The following is a 24,973-nucleotide window of genomic DNA, read 5'->3' as shown; positions in this document are numbered from 1 at the left end:
TGGTAATCCACATGTATTGTTTGAATCATTAATAGTTATTCCTGGTATACCGGATTCTTGAGGAGTTTACATTCGTTGTTTGTTTATTGATACCTCTATCTAAATATGACTGAAGGGATTTCTTAAAATCCCCAGCAAGAATGGATTCCTTGGCAAGTCTAACAGAAATGGTGCTATTATATTCTGAACTATCGCCAAAATTTCTGCACAGATTTTTTATGGTATGTAAACCATTAGCTGGAATCTGAATGATTTGTTCCGCCAATGATAATGCAGTGGAAAAACATTCACTATCCTCAACTACTTGATGGGCAATCTCAAAATCCAATGCCCCCATCGAATCCAGCGTACGTCCCGTCAATGTCAACAGTCTACTTCTTGCAGGACCCACCTCATGGATCAATCTCCGCGTCCCTAACACCACTCCAAACTGTGATCCAGGAAAACGAAATTTAGCCGATTCTCCTGCAATCCTGAAATCACAGGCCAATGCAAGGTCTGCTCCAGCCCCATAGACGTATCCAGTGACAGCTGCTATTGTTGGACATTTAAAGCGTATCACTATCTCTAACAATCCAGCTAAGTCAGCAAAAAATTCAGCAGCATCTTCATTTGAAAGGGATTGCAAATAATGGACATCCACACCTGAACAAAAAGCTTTGTTCAATTGACTTCCAATCACTAAGATTTCTACTGCGGAATCTTCACTCAACCTGTTGAGTTCGTTTGATAGACTCTGAATCATCTCTCTATTCAATGCATTTAATTGTTTAGGCCGATTTAATGAAAGAAGTACAATTCTTCCATCTAAAAAACTTGTACAAACTAAAAGATCTTCAACACTCACCCTTTTCACCTCCACTGCCAATCTTTCAAATCATCACTTATGTATAATTATCTGTAAATTAAGTTTATTTTAATCCTCTAATGATTTTATGTCAATACTATTTATTTAGATAAACACTGGACTTATAGGGGCTTGAAAATCGGTTGTCTTCGGCACTATAATATTACAAAAGTAGATATGTATACATATCTACTTTACAGAGTTTTGAAATATACAACTTACTTAAAGAATCCAAACATATTTTTTAGATAAAATCCCCTTTGCAGTAAAATAATCACAAATAGATCTTTTATGTACTACTACCAAGAGAATTTAGTCTTCAAAAAATCGTAAACACTATGAACAAATGGTTAATTTTGACCATCTAAAATAAAAAGAAAAAATGCCACGAAAAGATTCGTGGCATTTAATTGACATATTCTTTTTTCAACACCGCGTACAGCAGAAATGTATCCATAACTGCTGTAGTAATACCAAAAATTATTTTCAAGAGAATTATTCCAAAATCTCCTCTAAAATTACTTTTTGACCATATTGGGGATCATGTTTGTTTTTATCAATGATAGAATTAACAATATTTTGGGCTTGCCTTATGTGGATCCTTGCAAAATTCTCAGCTAGATCCACTTCTCCTTGCTGGATGGCACGAAGGATCATATAATGCTCATCAAGCGCAGCCTTCCCTCTTTGGGGATGAACTAAAATAGCAGGATAAAACATTTCTCCCGACATTCGTAAAAGAGGTTTTTGACTGATGAGAGGTGCGTTTTCGGTAGCTTCGACGATTGAGGTGTGAAAATCGACATTACACTGTGACCATTGAGCTGGATCCCAAGAATAAATAACGCTTTCCATTTCCTCTAATATTTTTTTAAGTTGTTCGATCACCTTTTGAACTTTAATCGTTTTTGATTGCTCTGCCAGAATTCTAGCACCGAGTCCATCAATAACTTCCCTCACACGATACAATTGACTCAAATGTCGAAAATCAAGCCCACGCACCATGATTTGTCGTCTTTTACCTGTAACGACGAAACCTTCATGCTCTAATTTCTTCAGAGCCTCTCGGATCGGTGTACGACTCACTTTAAATTCTTCAGCAAGTAATGGTTGATTAAAAATCGTCCCAGCTGGATAAACTCCAGAAACGATTGCTTCCCTCAATTGAGACGTTAATTCATCGACGAGACTAATGTGCGGTGTTTTATTAAACATAGAAACCACCTTTCATTATAAAAACATTTAAACCTAATAGAAGTGAACTTAAACTCTTATTTCAGAACCTAATAGTCTTTAAAATAACAAATGATATATTCTTTAACCATAAATAAAGATATATGTATACATATATCCTTTTTTCACAACTAGAAAATCAATAAACCAACATTATTTTTCAATATAATTATTATATTGACAGGATGATACAGTGTCAAGAATGAGTATTTTGAGTAAACAGAAATGTATACATAATTGTTTCATTATATCAATGAGAAAGGTTAAAAATCGAGTTTTACTCTGATTTTTATCCGATTATAAGGATGCAAAATAACTATTGTCCCTTTTCTTTTTTCTACTGAAGTACTGCTTTAAAGCAGTTTGGCAAAGCACTCTAACCCCCGCCATCTTCTCTATTATTAGCAATCTAAAAAGCTGATTACTTCTCACTTAACGTAGAAATAATCAGCTTCAGTTTTCAACCGCATTCAAAGCAGAAAGATGTTTATCGACAGCGAACCATATACCTAGATAGATCATCAAATTAAGAGTAAAACTATGAGTACAAACTTTAACTATATATTTTTACTGAGTTAATAGAATTGCATTTATCCCAATAAGTAGACAAGCGGAAGGAAAGCCCCCCATGACCGAATTTAATCTCACTGTTTCGGGTAGAGTGACTAATATTCTCCAAAAAGTGTAATATTCTTTTTCTTCGATTTGCAATATCAATGACACCTTTATGATAAAACCAGGAGTCAATGGTGTTATATACCCCACGGTTCAACCCAAATCTTTCTTCACAAAATTGAAAAAATTTAAGATCAGGTAAGTGGATTCTATTTGAGTTTATCCCCACGAAACAAACCTACCTCCAATAGTATTTTCTTACTCAATCAGTACCATCATCTCAAATTGTTTTTTCATTAGCCACATCCTTATATGATCTCGACTCCCCGTATGTCATTTTATTGAACGGTTAAACCCAAAGCTCCGACTTAAGCACCCACCGTTTTCTCAATATCAAAAGCGCAACTCATCTACAAAGTCATTCAGCCCTAGGGGTTTAGTGCGAAAAGTAACTTTTTCTGATTTTTCAGTCTTTTTAACCTATCAACAAGATTACATCCTAAAGACTTTGATCCGGATCTACTTTTATCTTAACACCTTTACTTTGTCTGAAAGTTAATAATATCACGCTCGAAAGGAAAATTAATGCACCAATCAAAAACATTCCCTTTGAAAAACTCAGCATCCCAAATAAAAACGGACCTACAAATCCTCCTAAACTCCCTAACGTATTAACTGTTGCAATCCCTATTGGTGCAGTTGATTCGGTAAAAGACATTGAAACATATGAAACAAAGAGAACTAACAAGCCCATCAACCCAATTGCAACAATCGAAATAGAGACCATCAACAACCAAGCACTGTCCATAAATCCACCTATGGTAAATGCTGATGCAGTTATTAAACAGCAAGCCACTAAATGTTTTATACGCTCATTACGTTTATCAGAACTCCATGCCCAAAATATCATGGATGGAATCCCTACTATCGGAGGAATAATTGAAAGCCTCCCAATATCTGTATTACTTAATTCCGTAGACAGCGACTTGATAATCGTAGGTAAGAAAAAAGCCAGAGCGTACATTGAACAAAAAATAGTAAAACAAACAAAAGATAACTTCCAAATTTTTAAACCTTTAAACATTTCTAGTTTTGATGTTTCTTTTCTATCATGACTTTGGCTTTTTTCAAATCTCAACTCATTTTCAAGCCAATTCTTCTCTTCACCCGATAGCCACTTTGCATTTTCAGGTCGATTCTCTAAGTAAAAGAATGTAACTATCCCTAAAATAATAGCCGGTAGCCCCTCTAATACAAACATCCATCGCCATCCAGCTAACCCACCCCACGTAATATTATCCATTATATAAATAGATACGGGTGCCCCTACAATTGAACATACCGGCCAAGCAAGCATAAACGCAGCGGATGCACGCGCTCTTTCCTTACTTCTAAACCAGTATGTTAAATAAAGAATAATCCCTGGGAAAAAACCAGCTTCAGCTATCCCAAGTAAAAAGCGAGCAATATAGAGATGCATTGCAGTTTGTACAAATGCTGTACATACCGAAATAATCCCCCAAGTAATCAAGATTCGAGCAATCCAGATCTTTGCACCAACTTTGTGCATAATCATATTACTTGGTATTTCAAAAATCATATATCCAATAAAAAAAATCCCTGATAATAAACCAAATGCTTCAGCAGATAATGTTAAATCAGCATTCATTTCTAAGGCGGCAAACCCCAAATTAATCCTATCCAAATAAGCAATGACATAGCATATGAAAAGAAATGGTAAAATACGTAGCATTGTTTTTTTAACTGTGCTATTTTCAATAGATTGGTTTAATACCTTCATCCAATCGTCCCCCATATTCAACTTATTTTTTTAAGCGAGCTGGATCATAGATGATACTGAAGCAGAAAACAGTAGGTCCCCACAGAGACCGAGATTACTTGATAACCATACGAAATGATAATCCTTTTATTAAAACTATATTTTTTTCAGATATACGTACGATAAAAGATGTTTCGTTTTTTCCTTTACTTCACCGACCGATACATCTTCTGGAGTCTCATCGAGTACCACATTTAGTTATAAAGACATCACTCCTTGCTAAAAGGTGTTCCTCCTATTATTCTAACGAGCGATGTCATCATTTTTTAAATCATTTGATTGGATAAGGTATACCTGTTCTCTGGTTTCGACAAGCCCAAATTCCCCCGTAATGTATCAAATTCGTATTCAGACTTAAACAAACCTCGCTCTCTCAATACCGGAAGCACCTCATCTACAAAGTCATTCAGTCCTGAGGGGTTCAGCGCAAAAAGCAACATAAACCCATCTGCTGCTCTTCCCTCAAACCATTTCTGCATCTGATCAGCTACTTGATCTGGGGTTCCAGTGAATTCATCTCTCGGTGTAGTAAGTTCCAGAGCAGCTTGACGAAGCGTCAAGTTATGCTCACTTACCCTCTTTTTCAAGTTAGTCACGATACCTTCCCATCCGTTTTTGGCATAGTCCCAAATATCTGGGAACGGTTTGTCCAACTCAAATTGCTTAAGATCGATATCAGCAAAAAAACGACACATAAAATTCAAGGAAGTCTCTATATCTGCCAATTTTGCAATCTCTTGATATTTCTGTTCAGCTTCTTCTTCAGTCCTACCAACTATTGGTCTTAATGAAGGTAAAATGAGAATATCCTTCTCTGACCTACCAAAAGACATAGCTAATCCTTTAATATCTTTATAAATCTGCTTTGCTTCTTCATAGGAAACGGGTGGTAAAAACACAACTTCCGCATGTTTCGCAGCAAATTCCTTACCAGCTTTAGATGCTCCTGCTTGGAAAATTATCGGTCTTCCTTGCTTCGAACGGGGAATATTTAGCGGTCCCTGCACAGAAAAAAATTCACCTTTGTGATTAAGACGGTGCATTTTTTTTAAGTCAGCAAAAATACCAGAAGACTTGTCACGAATAAATGCATCATCCTCCCATGAATCCCAAAGTCCTTTCACCACTTCGACATACTCATCCGCAACTTGATAGCGAAGATCATGTTCCATTAGTTTTTCTCCACCATAATTCAACTGAGTCCCATCCAAAGCGGAGGTTACGACATTCCATCCCGCTCTACCATTGCTGATAACATCAATAGATGCAAACTGTCTGGCTGTATTAAACGGTTCAGAAAACGAAGTAGATAACGTAGCAACCAAGCCAATTTTGGAGGTATTCGCAGCGAGTGCAGACACGGTTGTGATCGCTTCCAATCTCTCTAAATAATTCGGTGTTGTCCTTTCACTGATATACAAACTATCAGCAAAGAAAACAAAATCAAGTTTCCCTTCTTCTGATTTCTTTGTTAACTGCGTAAGATAAGCTAAATTCACAGAAGCATCCGGTACCGCTTCAGGATGTCTCCAAGAACCAACATTAAAACCGCTACCCATTATGAACGACCCAAGTTTAAGACTTCTTTGTCCCTTCATTAAAACCCCTCCTGTATTTTCATGGACTCACGTTAAGAATACGCTTTACAATTATTACTTATTTTATTTTCATTTTCTAACCAATCACGAAAAACTTCCATATTATGTTCACCAAGTTTAGGAGGATTTCTATACAACTTAAAATCGAAATCGCTCATAAAAATTGGAAACCCAACATATTCGGATTTTATTCCATTAGGTAGTTCCAATTCTTTAATAAGGCCCATACTCTGAACATGAGGATCGTTAAGAATTTCTTCAAAATTATTGATAGGAGCACACGGAACTCCTTTAGAATCAAATTCAGCAAGCCAATACTCTGCGTCACGCGTTTCAAAAAAAGCTTGTAAAATCTTAGAAATTTCAACTTGGTTCTTCGCCCTTAAAATCTGAGTCTTAAATCGACTATCATTTACGAGTTCAGGTATACCCACTATTTCACAAACCTCTTTCCATAGTTTGTCATTACCAGCAGCAATAACAAATGGTTTATCCTTAGCGTGAAACCCTTGGTACGGAGCATTTCTTGGATGTGCAGAACCCATTCTTTTCGGTACCATACCCGTACCGTAAAATTCACTTGTTTGTAAAGCAGAAATACCAAGAAGACTTCCAAGCATTGAGCAGTCTATATGGGTACCCTTTCCAGTACGCTGAACTTCATTTATTGCAGCAAGAATGCAATATGCGGCATACAATCCTGTAACAAAATCACCAACAGGAACACCACACTTAACCGGTGGACCCGAATCTTCACCAGTTACACTCATCATTCCGCTGATCGCCTGCACAGTTACATCAAAAGCCCCTTTTTTCGCATAAGGGCCTTTTTGCCCATACCCAGAAATAGAACAGTATACAAGTCGCGGATTAATTTGATTTAACTCCTTATACCCAAGACCAACCCTTGATAAGACACCAGGTCTATAGTTTTCAATTAAAACATCTGCTTGCTCGCATAATTTTTTAAGTCTTCCCAACTGTTCATCGTCTTTTAAATCAATAGTTATACTACGTTTATTACGATTTAGTGACGCAAAGTTCCCGCTGTATTCTTGACTTTCTTCATTTCCAATCAATGGAGGCCATGAACGCATACCATCTCCCACACCAGGACGTTCAACTTTAACGACATCTGCTCCCAAGTCGGCAAATAACATGCCTGTAAATGGACCTGATGCTATTTGTCCTAATTCAATTACTTTTATTCCCGAGAGAGGTAGTTTCTTCTCAGAATTGTGCACTGTTTAGTCCTCCCTATTGTTTAAAATAAACTTGTTGATTAGCAGTGACATCCATTTTAGAAATCACTGTATTTTTCTAACAGCAACTTTTGACAAATTCCACATCTTTCTTGATTTGGGAGATCAAAAGGTCCATCGAAGAGAAAGATACCTCTTCACTTACAAAAAAACAACCTAATTCCGCAAGATTTTATCGTAGATCATTTCATCAAAATCAAAAATATGCACTTCGTAATGAACACTCGATTCTTCTTGCTGGAACGTTGGTCTTACCCCAACATTTCAGAGACCCGAAAATACCTTATTATCGCAACGAACCTGCACACCATAGATTTCATTCAACAACCAGACCTTTCCCGGATTGACATAAATATCAGCCGTTGGGAACCCTATTTTTCACCCTATCTGATCCCAAAGGATCACTCGGCCAATAAATGTGTAGATTGCATCCTGTGTCATCAGAACAACCATTTCGCTAAAAATTTTTAAAGACAATAGAATAGCGTTCTACATCTTCCCACTCCCTTTCAACTTATTGATTCCCTTCCTCTTTAAAATCTTAATAATTATAATTATCTGATAATTTAAATTTATTTTATTATCATTTTAAAAGCTTGTCAACACTTACTCTAAAGGAATATTATTGATAATCCCGCGCTACCCTATGTACAATTTCACAAACATAAAAACGACTTATGTATACATAAGTCGTTTTACTTCTTCATCCACGAGTGCAAATATCCCTTTGTTTACTCTTTTATCGTAATTCTTTTACTTCCAATAAGTCTGTGCAATCAAAAAGTAACTCTTTATTATGTGGTTGGGTGAATTGCACAAATTTGAGATCGAATAAGAAATCTTAGAATTACACAATTACTTAAATTCTTTGATAATAAAATAATTAGATGCGTACATGGAAAAATATAATTTATCATATATATCCTCTTCAACAAAGCGAAGCTGTAATTTTTCACACTACTTGTCATTCTTTTATCAAGGCTTTGTTAAAGTAAAATCTTGATTTTAATATTTGAAAATGGACCGTCTAATTTTTGACAGTCCTTTCACAATCTTATTGAACTAATACAATAAGTTGTTCAATAAGGAAATTCAATTTGTTTAGTTAGCTATTAAATAATCTTTCTTACCAATCCTATTTTGAATGTACCTGTGTTATAAAAAGTTTAGAAAAAAATGGATAGCCAATTACGACTATCCAGACTAAATTTATAGTATAAAATTGGCAATACATGAAATGTTGGTGAGATTATCATCTCTTTAATCTTTTCTCTGAAATTGGTGAAATTGATCGGTTTAATAATCATAAAAAACTTGTGGCTTTCACTGGAGTTGATCCGAGTATCTTTGAATCTGATAAATTCACAGCCTTAAAAATTGAACAAACCTTCATTACTGTAATCTTCCAACTTCTATTTAATTGGAAGATTATTTGGCATGTCCAAAATAGTATAATATGAATCACATATTTTTTTATTGAAAACTATTGGCAAACTATTGGCTGGTTTAGTTCAATAAGCTCCCTGTATTTTATGTTGTTGTTGTTATTTACAGGATCATAAATAGCTGTAAATAAAAGTACAGAGAGAATGATACTTATACAGATAAAAATTATTTCTTTTCCGCTTCCTAAATTCTCAAAAAATAGAACTAAAGCCTAATTTCTCATTACAAAAACGAGAAAAACATTTTATTTTTGAGCTTCCTTAACGTTATATATCCATATTTTCCTAATGCTAGCCCTAATAGAAATAAGTTGATAATAATTATTAGTTTAATGAAATATACATAAGAATTGAAAGGGGGAATGTGCAAATATGCTTTGTCAAAAGTGTGGAACAATAAATTTAGATGAAGCAAATTTTTGTCAATCCTGTGGTATTCGAATACAAAATAACGCTCAATCTAATTCTTTAAGAAATAATTTAGAATCTGAAAGTGGTTTAAGTAAATATGCAGGTTTTTGGTTACGTTTTGCCGCTTATTTATTAGATTATATTTTTATTTATATCGCTTCATTTATAATAGGATTCATAATTGGTTTTATTATTGCAATAAGTACAGGAATAAGTGACGAAGATACTCTTGAACTAATTCTAACTATCATAAGTTTAATCCTTGTATGGTTATATTTTGCATTAATGGAAAGTTCTTCATTACAAGGAACTCTCGGAAAAAGGCTTGTCGGAATTAAAGTAACAGATATCCATAGTAATAGAATTTCTTTTAAACGAGCAACAGGGAGATTTTTCGGTAAATTCATCTCTGCTGTTATAATTCTAATTGGATTTATTATGGCGGGTTTTACCAAGAAAAAACAATCTTTACATGATATGATGGCAGGATGTTTTGTTGTAAAAAAGTAGTGCTGAATTATAAAGAACTGGGAGGTCATGTATGACCTCTTTTTCTGTAATATGAAAGTATCACATCTTAATAGTTGTAGACCAATTCTTTTTCAATTAACGAGCAGGTTATACTTTTGACAAAACAAATAATAAATAATAAATAAATAAATAGAAATACTGTGTCGATTTCTTCAATCCCTTAACTTAATAAAAAAACGAGTAATCAGCAGATCACGTTGTTCAACTAATGCAAATATTAGTTGATGAACTTATATATATTGATTCAGTTATTTTTATCTCTAGAATTGTAAAAGTATTCTCTTGCTAAAATAGTAATACCAACTCCTGTTAATAAAACTCCAATAATAAATGGGAAACCTAGATATAAGGTTTGTCCTGTATATTCGTTATATTGTCTAGCACCAAAAATTGCAAACCATAACTGTGACTTACCTGACCATGCTGTAATACTAGGAATAAACTTAGCAGCTAACGTAATAATCGTTAAAGTTGTAAATAACCCACCAAGAAAGAAAAATCCTCCAATTATAACTCTTTTCATTTTTCTTCCCCCTAATTATTTTTGTTTAACTTCTATTACTTTTTAATTTATTAATAAATTGTTATCCACTTTTCTCAATACCTTATTCAGTTAAACTTTTAATTAGCACAAAAAAGACCGCCGAAGCAGTCGAACGTTATGTTACTAATTCATTAGTTAGTTCAACAAGAAATTAATTTATATTAGTATAATTTGGTAATTTTCTTCCATACAAAAACTACTTCTTTAATTACTTCATTGTTTTCAAGGTATTCGTTTACCGCTTTTATGTAATTTTAGCCGCTGGTATTTTCGGGTATCCATAAATACCAGTGCTAATGTTTGGAAAGGTAATGGTTTCAATTCCATTTGTACGTAATATTAATGAGAATGAGTGAGAACCCAATAATTGTAAGCGAAAGATCGGGACATTCAAGAGTGGAAACAACACTTGGTATTTACTCTCACTCAAATGAAGAAATGCAAAAAAAACTGCTGATCGTTTTGATGAGAAATTTTCAGATTAATATGCATGTGAAGTTTCTGTACAATTTTTGTGCAATAAATATTATTCATTACAAAAAATGGAAGTAATTGAAAACAAAGAAAAAGCCCAAACCCTTGATACACCTAGGTTTGAGCTTTCTAATCGGTATGATCTCAACTGGACTTGAACCAGCGACCCCTACCCTGTCAATTACAGAGTACGAGTAGTATTTATGAATATTTTAAGTCAATAGAGTCCAGTAAATCAAGCAGTCGCTGTAATTTTATTCATTGTTATTCTTATATTTCTATTGTTTCTAAAAAGTCTGTGCAATTTATGTGCAATCGAAAAGTAATGGTTCATTATGAGGTAGGGTGCATTGATGAAATTAGTATCTGATTAATCAACTATAAAAAAGGCGATTGGACAACAATAAATGTAGGTTCTACTATCTTTTGCCAAACATTTATCTTAAGAAATATTTGCCAAGTGAAGAAGTTTCAAATATTCATAATTAATTTTCCAAAAACATCCCCCTTATAGTTGACAGTACAGCACCTTTTTTTAACTGTCTACTACAAGGGGATAATTACAAGCTAGTAGGGCCTTTTTTTATGTGTAAAATCTTTCCGCAAAAATTTTCGATTAACTCAATAAGAATAAAGTCTCGGGTATCGTCTTTAGGGATTCATCCTTTGGGTATCCTTTAATTTTCTTAATCTGTTTGGAATGAGAATCCTATAAGAAATCGGAGAGCGCTTTCGCTCTTCTTATTGTTTAATTTGTGGCTAGTTTTAACCATAAGACAATCCCTTAATCACCTGGTTACATTCCTATCTCGTGTAGCACATCACTCAATGTTTTCCCCTTGAAATTCTTTTTTGGTTTTGGAGCTTTGTCTAGCAACCATGGGTTTTGCATTAAGTAATTATTCACCACATACTGCATATCTTTCTCATCTACGACACTATCAAAGTTGATGTCGGCATCACGATTGTTTGTTTTCCAATTGGCCTGAATGAAAAGCGCATCTTGAATATCAATTACATTATCCTTGTTCACATCTCCTGCAGGCGCATAGTCATAATATAGAGCTTTTGAGTAAGGCTTAACTTCACCATCTTCTTTCAACCCAATTGTAAAGGTTTTCTTTACTGTGAAATGCCCCGGCATATCTACTTCTAGTGTAAATGGTTTATCCGTTAGCGGCAGATTAGATGATAACGAAAAAGGAAACATCCACCAATTACTACCAAGCGTGTTTGGATATTCTTTCCCTGTTTCATCTGTCACTTTGACCTTTGCGCCGGCCTTTACATAATTTATGGTTGATGGCTCATCAAGATAAGGAAGAAGCGTAAATGCTTCCGCATAGACCCACGATTTCATGAATGAGTAATTTCGTTTCACAAGATAAGGTACACCGATACCAAATGTGGAGTTCGTCGTATCATCTGTATTTGTGTACGATACATTTAATTCTTCTAAAGATAGTAAATCTTTAGGAGCATCATCTTTCACTTTGTATGTGATATCTACCATTGGAACTTTACCGGATACTCCTATTTGTGCTGCCTCGTCAGTTAATGTCGCAGTAATCTTCCTTTCCATAAACTGTCCAGTTCCGTCTAGATCCTTACTCACTGTCTGAATATCTAATTTACCCTCCAATGTAGGGTGCGGTTTGATACTTACCAGTTCGGCGCCTTTGGATATAGTTTGATCTAAAAAGGAATACTCTGCTTGCTTCATGTTTGTCATATTGTTCATCGAAAGGGTAACCGTCACTGTATCACCAGCATTTACTGTCTGTTTATCGGCAATAGCTGTTCCATACGGCGTGCCCTGCTTCACGAAATTTACAAATTTATAGCTAGAATAGTTTTGTACTGTTGCCATGTTTTCTGCATACATGTAAACTTGGAGCGGTTGCAAAGCTGTATTCACTTTGAATTGTGTCGTAAAGTTACCGTTTTCATCTAATGGAACGGATACTTTCCCGCCTCTACCAGGCAACATATAGACAAATTTATTATTGGCTTGAGACACATTCATACCGCCAGCTTTCATTTTTTCTATATCTGGATCGTAAACAGAACCTGTTAATGTTATCGTTGGTTGATCCGGGTTATATTCATATACACCAGAGTCTACGTTAAGATTGAGTTTTGGCTGTGTAACGCTATAATAAACCGGTGCATCTGAGTTAAAGGTTTTCCCTTGATCATTTGTCCCTACCAGCCTGATTTTGTACAATCCTGGTTCAGTTTGTTCATGATCATACGCAATTGGGTGATCCGGATTTCCCGTTAATGGATAATATAACCCCTCGTTCATGGCACCTCTTAGATAATATTCGATATTCTCATCTGCACCAGTACCGTCCAATGTGCCAAGAAATCCTATTTCCTGGTTCGTTTTCGGATCCACAAGGAATAGATCCAATGTCTGCATATGGGATTTTAATTGGAAGATGAGACCGACTGACCATCTTATTCCGCTATAACCAGCTTCAACCGCTGTCGTAAAGGCAGGTGGAGATACCGAAATATGATCAATTCCTTCTTCCACTGTATGAATTGCAAACGGAACTTGGTATGTTTCTTTCGGATTATCTGTGTTTGTGTAGGTAATATACCCTTCATACGTGCCTAAACCTGCTTCCTTCGGTACGTCAATGACAACATTTGTATTTTGTTTCGAATTTTCCTTTACTGTAATTGTCTTGTCAGTTAAGATTTGAACTCCATTTGCCGCTGCATCCTTTGAACCTCTTAGGCCGCTCTGGAACTGTACCTTTACATCGAATGTTTTTGCTTGTTTACTGGTGTTATAGATAACTAGAGAACGTTTATCCTGTACATTTTTTCCATCTGGCGCAATTGTACCGAAGCTGATCGCTCCCGTTTCCTCCTTTATGTTTTTTATATTTCCTTGTTTATTATATATCCCTTCCGTTTTATCGAGTACTTCGATTCGTGATTGAGAATGAACCGCTTGGTACGGATCAACTTGTCCTGCCCCAACTTCAAATACGCTATAGTGCCCGTCTAACGGATCGGCCGTATTCATCAATTTTTCCTTTACTTCGGCTGGTGAGGCCTTTGGATTAGCTTGTAATAACAGCGCCGCCACGCCGGCAACGTTCGGAGTCGCCATAGACGTGCCGGATAAGCGCTCTGCTTTTCAAATAGAACAGGGACTAACTTATAAGGTTTACAACTGATTGATCATGCATTTGTTTTTTCAGCTCATCTACCATACTTGTTAATTCCGACTTACTTGCAGCTACCCCGTACACATAAAAGTCTGGACGAATGATAATTGCTTCCATTTGATTATGTTTAAAATACATCTGATAAGTTCCTTCCATATCGTAGTAACCGCTCTTATTTGAAATGTCGGTTGTGACTTCGATAAAATGGGTTCCTATATCGTCAAGAAATTGAATTTGTTCCTTATTGAAGACGGATACTGGATTACCATTAGCACTGATTATTGCCCATCCGCTCCCGACTAAATCATCTAATAAACCAACTTTCCCATCATGCTTCACTATTCCCTGTACGGATAGTCTCCCGGTTAAACAGTCCGGCTGCTCAGAATAGTTATATAGAATTCCAGATGTTAAATGAGGGGATGGCGGAAATGGTTCAACAATGCCTGATAAAAAGTTTTTATCTCTGATGGCTGCCTCCTCTGGGTCTGTTACACAAATCATCTTTCCTAGGTCCATTGCCATATGGATATATCCCTGGACGTTAGGATTTCGTTCTACAGTATAAGAATCTAGTATTCTGTCATGACTTATTTTTCGAAGTACTAAGTCCAATTTCCAAGCTAAGTTCCAGGCATCTCTTAACCCTGAACACATCCCTTGACCTATAAATGGTGGGGTCAAATGGGCGGCGTCACCAGCAATCATGACCCTGCCTTTTCGCCAGTTTTCTGCCCACGCTCCCCGGAAGGTATACACTGCATGACGTACAAGCTGACAGTTTTCCTTTGTATATCCCCATGGCTTCAAAAGTTTCCATGCGGTTTCCTCATTATTAATCTCTTCTATTTTCTCACCTGGCATCATCATAAATTCCCATCTTCTTCTTCCTGGCCCGCCTGGAACAATGGTAGTGGGCCGTTTAGGGTCACAAAGTTGCCAGAAACTTGGTTCAATCTTTTTCTGATCATGTGGAATAATGTCTACGACAAGCCATGTAAAGGCAAATCCTAAATCTTTATACCCAACCTTCATTTTCTTTCGAACCATACTATTTGCCCCATCACACCCAACGTGATAAGAGGAGGAAAAGCTTTGTTGTTCACCTTTTTCATTTACCACCACAAGTTCAACAGAATCATCTTTTTCAATAACATCAACTGCTTCATATCCTCTAAAAAGATTGACTGAAGGTATTTTTTGACATACCTCATTTAGAACGAGTTCTAAATCCGGTTGATTAAAAAAGTTATGAATGGGCAGACCAGAGGGACCAATATCAGGATGTTTAATACTTAGAAGAGTATCTCCGAAAGCATTCCGCCATTCATAGGCACCTGTTAAATTTTCCGAAATCTTTTCTGATTCTTCCTTACCACATATCAATCTGATCATTCTTGCAATTTCATCATCATAGACAATCGCCCTTGGAAGCGGGTATTGGCTTGGCCAGCGTTCAAAAACTCCGACATTGTAACCCTTTTTTCCAAGTAAAATGGCCAGCATATTTCCGACTGGACCATAACCGACGATCGTAACATCAAAATCCGGCTTCATAAAATCCACCTCTAATCAAATTTTTTATATGGAAGGCTCCATTAGAGCCTTATATATACCTTCATTTTTTTTGGACCGGGAGAGTTTTTTCCTCAATCACTGATGCAAGGTTAAAACCATACTCCGTTCCCCAGTAACTTAAAGTGTCCCATACCTTTGGTTTTTGAGGTAAATCCTCATGCCATGGACGAGGTTCCATGTATCCAAGCTCCGGCAGATATATATCCATGCTAGTAAACAATTCAATAATGTGTTTATCCGGGTCATGATGATAGGAAGCAATATTATGACCTGCTGTGTGGCGCGACGGCCCCCATAAAATTGGAATATTATTTTGGACAAGTAGATCGGAACTGTGGTATTGATGACCAGCTCCTCTCAATTCAAATGCAATGTGATGCATCAGGGATTTCTGGGCAGAGACAACATTCAGCGTATGATGATCATGGTTGCATGTCATAAAGTTCGCAACATCAAACATTCTGTCTGTTATACCGAACCCCAACACCTCTTTGTAAAATTCAACAACCTGTTTAGCGTTTCTTGAGCATATTGCAATATGGCCTAATTTGTTCGGGATAATCCCTTTATTCCTAAACCCCGGTCCAGACAATTCCATTGTTTGATAGAGATGAACGGTGTTTTCGTCCGGATCAGACAATTCCAGTAATTCCGCAACTCCAGGCTGGGCATCGCTTTTTATTTCACTGGCAATTCCATGTGTTCTTAGATAACCTTGCACTTCCTTCAAAGATAAATTCCGATCTAACTGCCAGCCTATCGTTTGCAGACGGCTGTTATCAGATTCTCTTAAAATAATATTTTGATGATCCTGACAGCTGCTAATATAAGCCGTTCCATCCTCTGCCCGTTCTACTAATGATAGTCCCATGACTTCCGTGTAATAATGCAAGAGTGCCTCGACATCTTTTGTGATAAATTCCGCATAACCTAATTTAAAAACATTCAACATTCCTATTTCCCCCTTTATTTTACTAATATTTCAACTACCGAAGGTACGACAACCCGGTTTTCCTGCACACCTAAATCAATTGAACCATCGAGACTTTTGATTTCACAGCGAACAATATCACCGTTTTTCAGGTATCCATTGCCTTGCTGACTCTCAACAAAGAAATGAACCTTTTCTTGATGAGATAAGGCATGATTGGTAATCTGTTGAAGAATTTCTCCATCCAATTTGAGGGCCACTCCACCTGTTGTTCCAGTCAAGATTAAATCACCTGAGGATAAATTCATTAAGCTTGCCAGTTCGGTAAGCGTTTCAGCCGGCTTGTATAGTAACTGGCTTGTGTCAGCTGATTGCCTCAACTCCCCATTCACCCATAAATTCAAGCTTAGCTGTTCCAATAATGAAGCCTCTCCTTCATCAAATAAGTATAGGTAAGGTCCGACCGGGCAAAAGGTTCGATAACTTTTTCCTTTATACCATTGCATCTCCATAATTTGTTTATCTCTTGCTGATACATCATTTACGATTACTAGGCCTGCGACATATTGATGGATATTCTGTTCGGTTACCTCTACTGGTTCTTTTATTTCAGCCCCGATCACAAGCCCCAGCTCAATTTCATAATCCAGCAATTGTACATGTGATGGACAAAGTATATCGTCATATGCTCCTGTCAAAGAACTATCGGCTTTTGTAAAGATTAGGTTATAAGGAGGACGGTTTCCATCTAATCCACTTTCCTGGCGATGGCTTCTATAGTTTGCCCCTTGACAGACAATACGAGCTGGCTCTGTCACCGGGCTTAAAATAGCTAACTCTTTTAGGGATACCGTATCAATTGTTGTCTTTATATCTTGTCTTGCCAAAGGCGCTCCATCCTTTAAAAATTCAGAAAGTGAATCAAATGTGCCCTGAAATGGTACTACTCGATCCCTTTGCACTACACCCCATTTCACTTCATTGTTTTCACTGTAGCGGATAACATTTACTCCCACTGGGAATACCTCCTTTGTTTTTCACCGATAATTTAATTGTTTTTGCTCATTCAATTTCTTGGAATTTATATGTAAGGCAAAATCTACAAAATATTGAAGTGATTTTGGATTGACCATTGAATCAGGATTAATAGACTTTTCAATAGACATTCCAAGCAAGATTTTTCTAATGGGTACCTCGAGTTTTTTCCCATTTAATGTTTTAGGAACTTCTTCAATCGCATAAATTGCATCTGGAACAAATCGAGGAGATAAATTTTGCATAATCTGCTCATTAATAACCTGTTTCAGGTCATCCGTTAATTTCACACTCGAGGGAAGGACAACGAATAAGGGCATAAATGAATACTTGCCACTGTATTCTAAGTCAATGATCAAGCTTTCAAGAATCTCTGGAATTGCATCGACTATTTTATAAATTTCACTTGTGCCCATACGTATACCGGATCGATTTATAGTTGAATCAGAACGTCCATAAATCACACAACTACCATCATTATTAATTTGAATCCAGTCACCGTGTCTCCAGACATTCACAAATGTTTCAAAATAGCTTTCCAAATAACGAACGTTGTCTTTATCATTCCAAAAATAAAGAGGCATTGACGGCATGGGTGTTGTAATTACCAATTCTCCTACACTATTTTTGATTGGATTTCCATTATCATCGTAGGATTCAACCTTTACACCTAATGAACGTGTTGGAATAATGCCTGAACGAACTGGTAATACAGGTGTACCACCAACAAATGCCGTACATACATCCGTGCCACCACTTGTAGAAGATAACCAAATATCCTTTTTTACATTTTCATATACCCATTTATAGGCACTTTCTGTCATTGGTGAAGCAGTTGCAATCACTGCTTTTAACTCTTCTAATGGAAAGTAATCTCTGGGCCTAAAATTATATTTCATGCAAAGATCAATATAGGCTGCACTTGTACCAAAAATAGTCACTCTAGATTTATTGACAAAATCCCATAAGACTTCTAAGTTTGGATATGTCGGACTTCCATCATATAATGCAATCGTTGCACCTGAAAGGAGTCCCCCAATGAGTGAATTCCACATCATCCAGCCTGTGGTAGTAAACCAGAATATACAATCCTCCGAAGTGAAATTTTGTTCTATACTTGATACTTTAATTTGCTCTATTAAAATCCCGCCATGACCATGGACAATTGGCTTGGGCAAGCCAGTCGTTCCAGAGGAATATAGAATCCATAAGGGATGGTCAAAAGGTAATTGTTCAAATGTTAACTCCGCATCGAAATGCAGTGTTTTTTCCCAATTTTCTGAATTTTTAAGTTCCGTAGCTTCAAAACTATCAATATATGAAACTATGATAGTTTTTTTTATACTTGGTACTTCCTGTTGGATCCGCTCAATCACTTCTTTTTTATTAAAAGTTTTTCCATTATATTGGTATCCATCAACAGCAAAAAGAAATACTGGTTCAATTTGCCTGAAACGATCTATAACACTATTGGGTCCGAAATCCGGTGAGCAGCTAGACCAAATAGCGCCAATACTCGCACATGCAAGAAAAGCAATGACTGTTTCCGGAATATTTGGCATATAAGAAACGACCCGGTCACCTTTTTGCACGCCTTGCTCTTTTAAGTAAGTAGCAACAGATGCTGTTTTGCGAAGTAATTCTTCCCAGGTAAATTCTTGATAACCCTTATTTTCAGATTGAAAAATAATTGCCGTTTTATTTGGAACAACATAACGAAAACAATGTTGTGCATAATTTAAACGTGCACCTTCAAACCATTTAGTTCCAGGCATTTCCCGTGTATTAAGTACTTGATGGTAAGGTGTACTAGAATGTACTTCACCATACTCCCAAACAAAGGCCCAAAAAGTCTCAAGTTCTTTTATAGACCAATTCCACAAGTCCTGGACAGTCGAAATGCTGATATTTTTATTTTGTTTTAACCAATTTTGAAAACGAGTTATATTACTATTGGCAATCTGTTCTTCGGTTGGTTCCCACAAAACCGATCCTTCAACTGATAAATCCATGAGCTCCCTCCTTCTTAATAACACCATTGTTAAATCTATTCATAGTCCGATCCCTATGCGCTATGCACGTACAGTGTGCAACTTTTTTTTATTAAGCTGTTTATGGTAACGCTTACCAATAGCCAATAAAATCCATTTATCTAATTCCTGACTGCATATGACTGTTTCCGGAGCAGTAAATCCGCAGTGCATAGCGGTGTTATTTAATTTTAATCGATACAGGTTAATCATTGTTTCAATCATAGTCTCTATATCTTCCATTGTTCCGAACTCCCGGCCTGACAGCTATTTTTGTTAAATCCCCATTCCGAATACTCTTTTACATCTTTTCTAAAATCTGTTCTGTTAAACATTTACACCCTCCTTAATTTGAACAAATCTTATGTTGTATAGGAAACACTTGTTGTATAATTTGATTATAGGTATCGTTTTATCACCTCTCAAGCAACAAAATCTTCAGTATGTTGCTTAAGCAACATATTACATAAAATGACGAAATCTTCTGAAATGGAGGTATACTATGATTGAGGGAAACACAGATCTACGTATAATCCGAACAAGGAAATTCATTATTAATTCATTTATTCATCTTTTGGAAAAAAAGGATTTCAATAGCATTACAATTAGAGATATTACATCAGGGGCAATGATTAATCGAGCAACTTTTTATCACCATTTCGTCGATAAATATGATTTGCTCGAAAAAGTCATTAAAGAAGAATTAATGGCAAATGTTCTTTTGGAACTATCGAATGATCATGAGTTCAGTGAGGAATTGCTCAAACGTGTATTTTTATCAATCACTAAATTTCACATGAGCCTGTCTGATCGCTGTCAAAGAAGTTATCATGATATGAAAATGAATATAGAATCTATCATAAAAAAAGAGCTTGAACATATTTTTTTCCAATCACTATTAAAAAAATATCAGGTTGAAAGAAGTGAAAATCTAAGAATAATAGCTACTATGCTAAGTTGGATGATTTATGCAGCTGTAATGGATTGGAAGGACCGTAGTAGTAAATCACCAGAGGATTATGTAGAATTTGCAATTTTGTCTATTAGACAATTATTAAAGAATGAAGATATAGAAAAACTTGGATTTCGAAAAATGAATTAATAATAGTAGATTAATATTTAAGGTCGGTTTTATATCCAATACTATTAATTAAGGTCCGGTAATTAAACCACAAAGGGATAATTTGCGCCTCACTCATGCCACAATATTAATGAGAATGGGCGAGAATCCTAAAATTGTAAGCGAAAGATTGGGACATTCAAGAGTGGAAACAACACTTGGTATTTACTCTCATTCCAATGAAGAAATGCAGAAAAAAACTGATGATCGTTTTGATGAGAAATTTTCAGATTAATATGCATGTGAAGTTTCTGTACAATTTTTGTGCAATAAATATTATTCATTACAAAAAATGGAAGTAATTGAAAACAAAGAAAAAGCCCAAACCCTTGATACACCTAGGTTTGAGCTTTCTAATCTGTATGATCCCAACTGGACTTGAACCAGCGACCCCTACCCTGTCAAGATAGTGCACTTGATTTCACAGTTTAGGATTTCCTTATTAAAAAACTTTAGTTATCAATATTTCAAACCCCTTTTAGTTCTTATGTTACTAAAATCTTTACAATAGAAAATAATTAATTCTTGACCATTTTTTTGACCAAAAAGCCTTTTATTTTTATATAAATTTAGATCACCTTTAAGTATCTAATTAGATTTCTCATTCTAATTCATATACATCATCTTATATACAATTTTTGAAAGTTAATAACAAAACACAATAAGTAAATAACTTATCCCCTATATTTATTTATCAACCTTTATAAACTCAAGAACATCCGCTATGCAAGCAAAGCATAGCGGATTATCAAGAATAAACCAGATTTATTCAAATTCTATGTCTTCTTCCTCAGCTAGACACTGATCTTTAAAGTCTTCTAGTGGATCAGATTGAGTAAAATTAAACTCAATTTCAATATCAATAAAAGGGGTACCTATAGTTAATGTAATGTTATCTAAACCCATCTTTTTCACCTCCTTTTAAAAAAATTCATTGAGTCAAATACTAGTTAATTTTTCTCATTAGCAATCACCCTCCTTAAACCAAAAATAAAAGATGACATCAACGAAGATAAATATAAAGAAACTAGTCGCTAGTAAGAAATTGGGTTCAAAGTCTTATCGCTAATTTAGTTTCCTTAATTTTTTTATCATTCGTGTTGTCATCTTAAGATGTATAGTTATTATTATTGATTAATTTTTCTTTTGGAAATCTATGATGTATAGTACTATAATACCATAAATTGTGATTAATTAATAAATAATACAAGTAAATTATTTTAAAAATTGTCAAAATTAAGTTATAGTATCATACTGCTTCCTTTAATACCATGATCACTACTGAGACTACTATGACATGGTCATGCACTTATATACCAATTATCCTCATTACCTTGGTGTCCTTTTTGTAACAGCAATATCTTCACAGTTTATTCCCCCACTTTTCAGAAGTATAATTGTGACCAAATAAAATTGAGGCAAGACGATATTATTACGTTCCCATCGGATAAAAATAATTTTAACAATCTTTAGTAGCCTCTTTATACCATACTGACTGTTCTTGTAAAGTAAGCTAGATTCTATTTCTAATTTAAGTGAAACAATGTTGATTCGTTATGATTTTACATTTTTACCTTTTGTTAACATGCTTAATTGTTCATCTATTCCTACTAAATTCTTTATTTTAATGAACCAAGCTATAACACTAAAATAGTTGATTATGGATATAAATTTTATTCAGGTTTAAATTATTTATTTATAGTTTTTAACTATACGAGTTTATTCAAAATATTATATTTCAAAAAAGGAGATGTGAAAAAGCCCTATAACTTTTTCGAATTTCAGCTTTACTATCACTTGTAATACGGTTCACCGTATTGAATCTTAATGAGGTTTTGTTATTAAGAATTATTTTTATTTATTATCTTTATTTCCCCCTCTTGGATACGGCTGAACATATTTTCCACTTTGCTTAAAATATCCATTAACTTCATGTTCTCTCGGAGATGCTCTTTTCACTGAATCAGTTTTTAAAGGTTCTGCTTGTGATAATTTGCTATTTGTATTTACTTTCGGAGTTTCAGTTAAATCTTTGGAATCTATTTGAACATTATTTGATTGGTTCGGTTTATAATTAAATAATTTTTCAACCCCTTTATTTACAGCTGTTTCCACAACACTATGTACAACACCTTCTATAATTTCACTCTTATTTTCACTAATATAACTTATTACATTATTAGATTTTTTCATAAGCCAATTTTTAGACTTTTTTAATTCATTAACAAACCAAGATTTTTTTGAATCCTGGCCCTTTCCTTCTTGCTTACCCTCTACTACTTTATCAGGTCTTTGTTTATCTTTCACTTCGGACTCAACTTTAAACTTTTCAATTGTTCCTTGATTAAAATCCATCCAACTTCTTTCATGCTTCTTAAAATCTTGTATATTCTGTTTAGCGCTATTTATCAGTTCAAGTAGATTACCAGTTTCATTTTTTGCAACATAAGAAAGATAGTCATGGCTGAATTTTATTTGTTCTTCTCTTGAATAACTAGATGTTATGATCCTTTTCTTATGATATTTTTCTTCTAACTTAACTAATCGTTCTCTTTGTTTTTGAGTTAGCCTTTCCCTATTTTGCAATGTATTATGGTAATCGAAAAATGGAATACTTCCTTCATGTTTCCAAACCTTTTCTAATTGATCAAGAACATACTTTGTGCTCCCCGTTTTAATATCTGCTCCAGCAACACACTTAAAACCTTTACCGACTTTTATTATATGCAAGAGGTCTGCTTTTGAAGTAGAATCAGGGTTTACAAAGGTAAAGACCACACTATCATTGTTTCTTCCTGAATTATATTCAAAACATGTAATCCATTCCGCTAAATGTCCATTCCATTGGTTAAAATTGCCGTTATTATTTGTAGTCAGATAGCTAAATGTATCTAAAGGGGAGTAAGATTTATTCACAAATTCATTTAATTTTTCTTCGCTTTTTTTATTAGGTTGAGAGTATTGATTAATTGCCTTTTTTATAATTTCCTTAAATTCCTCAGGTATAGTATAGGAAGATGTAAAAAGTTCTTTAATTTCATTAAAGTTTAAAGAAGATACTAAAGTGGTTTCCATATCGTCACCTCTAACTATGGATATATTATTCAATTATATATCTTTTTTTGTAATAATTAGTAAGTTCACATAAATTTTTAATTTTTTTATGTATACAAAATGAAAAAGATAAATCATCTTTAAAAGACAATTTATCTTCTCCTCGATTAAAAATTAAATAAATATTTACTGTTTATATTAAATCAGCTATTATCAATCAATTATTCTATCCTTTGCTGCTTGCTTTTAATTTCAATTGATTTGCTAAGTATCATACAATCTTAAAAATGAAATGACTTAACCATTTATCCATTGATTATTAAATTTCTCTCTAAATTCATCTATTACTTCCTCAAACCGTGTAAAACCATTATCTTTCATCAGTCTAGCAAATTTTGTACTTCTCTCCGTTCCGACAATTGCAGACCAAAAATAAGTAATCATACCTTCTGCATTTCTTTCCTTTAATCTCATAATTGTATATCTTATTCCCTTTTTCAAAGATTCTGTAGCGGTTGTAGATTGAAGTACAGGATCAAAAACTCTTACGTGTAAAAAATCCATTATTTCTTCTTCTTTAGTCATTCTATCACTCACCCTAACCTATCTAAATGGGATTTTTATAATTAGAAATCTCATTCATTGGCTAAAATAATTTATCTAGTTTATCAAATAGATCCTTTCCTAGCGACAAACATTCCTGTAAATGATTTGCTGTTCTAGGATTTACAAGCTCCCATTTTTTATCCCAATTTAATTTGAGGATATCTTCATATTCTGCATAATCTGTTGCTTTATCCATCATAATATACGCCAGTAATGTGTTGTATCCATACTGTTGTGCTGTTTCCATCATTTGTACTACATCATTGTAACAACTTTCTCTTTGATTAGCATGTGACGGCATTATAATAAGTTCTTTATCATACCAATCTTCTTGGATGTTTTGTTCCTCAAAATTTCCTACAAGTGCATCAAATGGTGTCGGATATTTACTTTTTTCCACCTCTTGAAAAGACCTACGGAACACAAAAGCATTAACTATTCGATTAGAAAACTGTAATCTTTTTTCGCCTTTTCTTGTTAGGTGGCTATTAGCTTTGATGACCATTGATTCAAGAACTGTTCCTTTTCCATGGTTATTTTCAGCTAACAGGACCATAAAATATTTTTCTTTTATCAAAAAAACTCCCCCTTTTTAACCAACTCGTACATTATATGTTGGCTTTTTTTACCT

The 24,973-nt window shown here is 34.8% G+C and carries 19 protein-coding genes and 3 pseudogenes; 4 read left to right on the top strand and 18 right to left on the bottom strand.

What is annotated here, in order from left to right; all coding sequences use genetic code 11:
* Positions 1–28: 28 nt before the first annotated feature.
* From ABEY15_RS06900 to ABEY15_RS06875, 6 genes and pseudogenes are all read right to left on the bottom strand, one after another.
* Positions 29–847 carry an enoyl-CoA hydratase/isomerase family protein gene (locus ABEY15_RS06900; protein ID WP_429889339.1) on the bottom strand — a complete coding sequence of 273 codons (819 nt, stop codon included), beginning with the start codon at positions 845–847 and terminating at the stop codon, positions 29–31.
* Positions 848–1,342: 495 nt separating this feature from the next.
* Positions 1,343–2,062 carry a GntR family transcriptional regulator gene (locus ABEY15_RS06895; protein ID WP_429889337.1) on the bottom strand — a complete coding sequence of 240 codons (720 nt, stop codon included), beginning with the start codon at positions 2,060–2,062 and terminating at the stop codon, positions 1,343–1,345.
* A 1,132-nt stretch (positions 2,063–3,194) separates the two neighbouring features.
* Entirely contained in the window at positions 3,195–4,496 is a 1,302-nt protein-coding gene (locus tag ABEY15_RS06890) for an MFS transporter (RefSeq protein ID WP_429889335.1), read from the bottom strand.
* A 305-nt stretch (positions 4,497–4,801) separates the two neighbouring features.
* A complete protein-coding gene (locus ABEY15_RS06885; RefSeq protein ID WP_429889333.1) occupies positions 4,802–6,133 on the bottom strand; it encodes an LLM class flavin-dependent oxidoreductase in 1,332 nt (443 codons plus the stop codon).
* Positions 6,134–6,165: 32 nt separating this feature from the next.
* Positions 6,166–7,377, bottom strand: coding sequence for a CaiB/BaiF CoA transferase family protein (locus ABEY15_RS06880; RefSeq protein ID WP_429889331.1), 1,212 nt, complete (start codon positions 7,375–7,377; stop codon positions 6,166–6,168).
* Between the two features lie 174 nt (positions 7,378–7,551).
* Positions 7,552–7,647: pseudogene (locus tag ABEY15_RS06875) on the bottom strand (riboflavin kinase); the annotation flags it as partial.
* Between the two features lie 1,013 nt (positions 7,648–8,660).
* Here ABEY15_RS06875 and ABEY15_RS06870 point away from each other — a divergent pair.
* A pseudogene (locus ABEY15_RS06870) lies at positions 8,661–8,783 on the top strand (transposase); the annotation flags it as partial.
* Positions 8,784–9,212: 429 nt separating this feature from the next.
* Complete coding sequence (locus tag ABEY15_RS06865; protein ID WP_429889329.1) at positions 9,213–9,761, top strand: RDD family protein; 549 nt, start codon at positions 9,213–9,215, stop codon at positions 9,759–9,761.
* Between the two features lie 265 nt (positions 9,762–10,026).
* Here the strand turns inward: ABEY15_RS06865 and ABEY15_RS06860 are convergent, their stop codons facing one another.
* The 8 genes and pseudogenes from ABEY15_RS06860 to ABEY15_RS06825 form a co-directional block, all read right to left on the bottom strand.
* Entirely contained in the window at positions 10,027–10,305 is a 279-nt protein-coding gene (locus ABEY15_RS06860) for a hypothetical protein (protein WP_429889328.1), read from the bottom strand.
* 265 nt (positions 10,306–10,570) lie between these two features.
* Positions 10,571–10,735: a macro domain-containing protein gene (locus tag ABEY15_RS06855; protein WP_429889326.1), complete on the bottom strand. Its 165-nt coding sequence runs from the start codon at positions 10,733–10,735 to the stop codon at positions 10,571–10,573.
* Positions 10,736–11,596: 861 nt separating this feature from the next.
* Positions 11,597–13,939 (bottom strand): annotated as a pseudogene (locus ABEY15_RS06850) (S8 family serine peptidase); the annotation flags it as partial.
* Positions 13,940–13,973: 34 nt separating this feature from the next.
* Positions 13,974–15,545, bottom strand: coding sequence for a bifunctional 3-(3-hydroxy-phenyl)propionate/3-hydroxycinnamic acid hydroxylase (locus ABEY15_RS06845; protein ID WP_429889324.1), 1,572 nt, complete (start codon positions 15,543–15,545; stop codon positions 13,974–13,976).
* Positions 15,546–15,606: 61 nt separating this feature from the next.
* The gene (locus ABEY15_RS06840; protein ID WP_429889322.1) at positions 15,607–16,518 is read right to left on the bottom strand and encodes a VOC family protein; all 912 of its coding nucleotides are present in this window, start codon (positions 16,516–16,518) and stop codon (positions 15,607–15,609) included.
* A gap of 14 nt (positions 16,519–16,532) precedes the next feature.
* Positions 16,533–17,513, bottom strand: coding sequence for a fumarylacetoacetate hydrolase family protein (locus tag ABEY15_RS06835; RefSeq protein ID WP_429889320.1), 981 nt, complete (start codon positions 17,511–17,513; stop codon positions 16,533–16,535).
* 21 nt (positions 17,514–17,534) lie between these two features.
* Entirely contained in the window at positions 17,535–19,544 is a 2,010-nt protein-coding gene (locus ABEY15_RS06830) for an acetoacetate--CoA ligase (protein WP_429889319.1), read from the bottom strand.
* Between the two features lie 60 nt (positions 19,545–19,604).
* Positions 19,605–19,805, bottom strand: coding sequence for a Spo0E family sporulation regulatory protein-aspartic acid phosphatase (locus tag ABEY15_RS06825; RefSeq protein ID WP_429889318.1), 201 nt, complete (start codon positions 19,803–19,805; stop codon positions 19,605–19,607).
* Between the two features lie 259 nt (positions 19,806–20,064).
* On the opposite strand from ABEY15_RS06825, the gene ABEY15_RS06820 reads away from it, so the two are divergent.
* On the top strand, positions 20,065–20,664 hold the full coding sequence (locus ABEY15_RS06820) for a TetR/AcrR family transcriptional regulator (protein ID WP_429889316.1): 600 nt from the start codon (positions 20,065–20,067) through the stop codon (positions 20,662–20,664).
* 82 nt (positions 20,665–20,746) lie between these two features.
* Positions 20,747–20,917 carry a tyrosine-type recombinase/integrase gene (locus ABEY15_RS06815; RefSeq protein ID WP_429889314.1) on the top strand — a complete coding sequence of 57 codons (171 nt, stop codon included), beginning with the start codon at positions 20,747–20,749 and terminating at the stop codon, positions 20,915–20,917.
* A 530-nt stretch (positions 20,918–21,447) separates the two neighbouring features.
* Here ABEY15_RS06815 and ABEY15_RS06810 read toward each other — a convergent pair.
* From ABEY15_RS06810 to ABEY15_RS06795, 4 genes are all read right to left on the bottom strand, one after another.
* Positions 21,448–21,588 carry a hypothetical protein gene (locus ABEY15_RS06810; protein ID WP_429889312.1) on the bottom strand — a complete coding sequence of 47 codons (141 nt, stop codon included), beginning with the start codon at positions 21,586–21,588 and terminating at the stop codon, positions 21,448–21,450.
* 948 nt (positions 21,589–22,536) lie between these two features.
* Positions 22,537–23,790, bottom strand: coding sequence for a hypothetical protein (locus tag ABEY15_RS06805; RefSeq protein ID WP_429889310.1), 1,254 nt, complete (start codon positions 23,788–23,790; stop codon positions 22,537–22,539).
* 243 nt (positions 23,791–24,033) lie between these two features.
* Positions 24,034–24,321: a hypothetical protein gene (locus ABEY15_RS06800; protein ID WP_429889309.1), complete on the bottom strand. Its 288-nt coding sequence runs from the start codon at positions 24,319–24,321 to the stop codon at positions 24,034–24,036.
* A gap of 61 nt (positions 24,322–24,382) precedes the next feature.
* Positions 24,383–24,919 carry a hypothetical protein gene (locus ABEY15_RS06795; RefSeq protein WP_429889307.1) on the bottom strand — a complete coding sequence of 179 codons (537 nt, stop codon included), beginning with the start codon at positions 24,917–24,919 and terminating at the stop codon, positions 24,383–24,385.
* Between the last annotated feature and the right edge of the window lie 54 nt (positions 24,920–24,973).

The sequence above is a fragment of the Gottfriedia acidiceleris genome, from assembly GCF_050457485.1.
Lineage (GTDB): Bacteria > Bacillota > Bacilli > Bacillales > Bacillaceae_G > Gottfriedia > Gottfriedia acidiceleris_D.
This window is presented reverse-complemented; position numbering and strand designations above follow the sequence as displayed.